The organism is Nocardioides sp. P5_C9_2, from assembly GCF_054049555.1.
This window is the reverse complement of the sequence record NZ_JBFUMD010000544.1, coordinates 1-2,395: the sequence shown is the minus strand read 5'-3', so window position 1 is coordinate 2,395 and position 2,395 is coordinate 1. Positions and strand designations below refer to the sequence as shown.

The window sequence follows — 2,395 nt, the reverse complement described above, 5'->3', positions numbered from 1 at the left end:
ACGCTGAGCCGCAGCGTGCGCTCGGTCCCGCGGCCGGCCGTGTGGCAGGCCGAGCTGGCGGCGCGGGCGGCTGCCCCCGTCGCCCCCGTCGTCCCGGTCGCGTGAGTCGGGGTGCGTGGTCGGTTCAGGCCAGGGCGGCCGGGAGGGTCGCGCTCCACGCGTCGCGCAGCTCGGCGACGAGCACCTCGAAGTGCCCCTCGACCGCGAGGACGTCGCCGCCGGTCCGACCGATCGGCGTGAGGGGTACGCCGTGGCGCTCGGCCAGGGCGACGAGGCGGTCGGCGTTGTCGGTGGTCACCGTCACGATGGCGCGCGCAGCGGACTCGGAGAAGAGGGCGACGAAGCCATCGCCGCCGGCCACGTCGGCCACCGACACCGAGACCCCGATCCCGTTGCGGAAGGAGGCCTCCGCCAGGGCCTGCGCCAGTCCACCGTCGGACAGGTCATGGGCACTGGTGACAACTGCATCGCGCGACGCGTCGGCGAGCAGGGACCCGAGGGCCTGCTCGGCGGCCAGGTCGACCCGCGGCGGCGTGCCGCCGAGGTGTCCGTGCACGACGTGCGCCCACTCCGAGCCGGAGAGCTCCTCGCGGGTCTCGCCGAGCAGGAAGACGCGCTCGCCCGCGGCGGCGAAGTGACTCGACGTCCGCCGCGTGACGTCGTCGATCACTCCGAGCACGGCCACCACCGGCGTGGGCAGGATCGCGGTCTCCCCGGTCTGGTTGTAGAGGCTCACGTTGCCGCCGGTCACCGGGATGCCCAGCTCGAGGCAGCCGTCCTTGAGCCCGCGGCAGGCCTCGGCGAACTGCCACATGACGTCGGGGTCCTCCGGGGAGCCGAAGTTGAGGCAGTCGGAGATCGCCAGCGGGCGGGCGCCGCCGGTGGCGACGTTGCGGTAGGACTCGGCCAGCGCCAGCTGGGCACCGGCGTAGGGGTCGAGCTTGGCGAACCGGCCGTTGCAGTCGGTCGCGACCGAGACGCCGAGGTTGGTCTCGGGGTCGACGCGCACCATCCCGCTGTCCTGCGGCTGGGCGAGCACGGTGTTGCCCCGGACGTAGCGGTCGTACTGGTCGGTGATCCACGACTTGTCGCAGAGGTTGGGGCTGGCGACCAGGCGCAGCAGGGTCGCGCGCAGGTCCTCACCCGTCTCCGGGCGGGCCAGCGCCTCGGCGCGATCGGCCTGGAGGGCGTCCTGCCAGGACGGGCGCGCGTAGGGACGCTCGTAGGTCGGCCCGTCGTGGGCGACCGACCGCGGGGGTACGTCGACGACGCGCTCGCCGTGCCAGTCGATCTGGAGGCGACCGGTGTCGGTCACCTCGCCGACGACGACGGCCTCGACGTCCCACTTCGCGCAGATCGCCATGAAGGCGTCGACGTCGCCGGGCTCGACGACGGCCATCATCCGCTCCTGCGACTCGCTCATGAGGATCTCCTCGGGAGCGAGCGTGGAGTCGCGCAGCGGCACCCGGTCGAGCTCGACCTGCATGCCGCCGTCGCCGGCGCTGGCCAGCTCGGAGGTGGCGCAGGAGAGCCCGGCGCCGCCGAGGTCCTGGATGCCGGCGACGAGCCCGGCGACGAAGATCTCCAGGGTGCACTCGATGAGCAGCTTCTCCATGAAGGGGTCGCCGACCTGCACGCTGGGCCGCTTGGCGGGCCCATCCGCGTCGAACGTCTCGGACGCGAGCACCGAGACGCCGCCGATGCCGTCGCCGCCGGTACGGGCGCCGTACAGGATCACCTGGTTGCCGACCCCGGTCGCCTTGGCGAGGTGCAGGTCCTCGTGCCGCAGCACGCCCACGCAGAGCGCGTTGACGAGCGGGTTGCCGAGGTAGGTGCTGTCGAAGACCGCCTCGCCACCGATGTTGGGCAGCCCGAGGCAGTTGCCGTAGCCGCCGACGCCGGCCACGATCCCGGGCAGCACGCGGTGGGTGTCGGGAGCATCGAGCGGGCCGAAGCGGAGCGGGTCCATCACCGCGACGGGACGGGCGCCCATGGCGAGGATGTCGCGGACGATGCCGCCGACGCCGGTCGCGGCGCCCTGGTAGGGCTCGACGTACGACGGGTGGTTGTGCGACTCGACCTTGAACGTGACCGCGTAGCCCTGGCCGATGTCCAGGACGCCGGCGTTCTCGCCGATGCCCGCGAGCATGTTGCCGACGGGGGTCGTCTGAGGGATCTCCGAGAACTGCTTGAGGTGCACCTTGGAGGACTTGTAGGAGCAGTGCTCGCTCCACATGACCGAGTACATCGCCAGCTCGCTGCTCGTGGGGCGGCGACCGAGGATCTCGCGGATCCGGGCGTACTCGTCGGCCTTCAGCCCGAGGTCGGCCCAGGGCTGGTCGCGCCCGGGGTCGCCGGACGCGACGGCGACCGTGTCGAGGGTGCTGCTACGTGT

At 72.7% G+C, this 2,395-nt stretch carries 1 protein-coding gene; it reads right to left on the bottom strand.

Annotated elements, in window-relative coordinates; all coding sequences use genetic code 11:
* Nucleotides 1-124 precede the first annotated feature (124 nt).
* Nucleotides 125-2,395 (bottom strand): phosphoribosylformylglycinamidine synthase subunit PurL (purL, locus tag ACXJKL_RS19385; protein ID WP_457208634.1); only part of this gene is annotated, 2,271 nt, incomplete at its 5' end.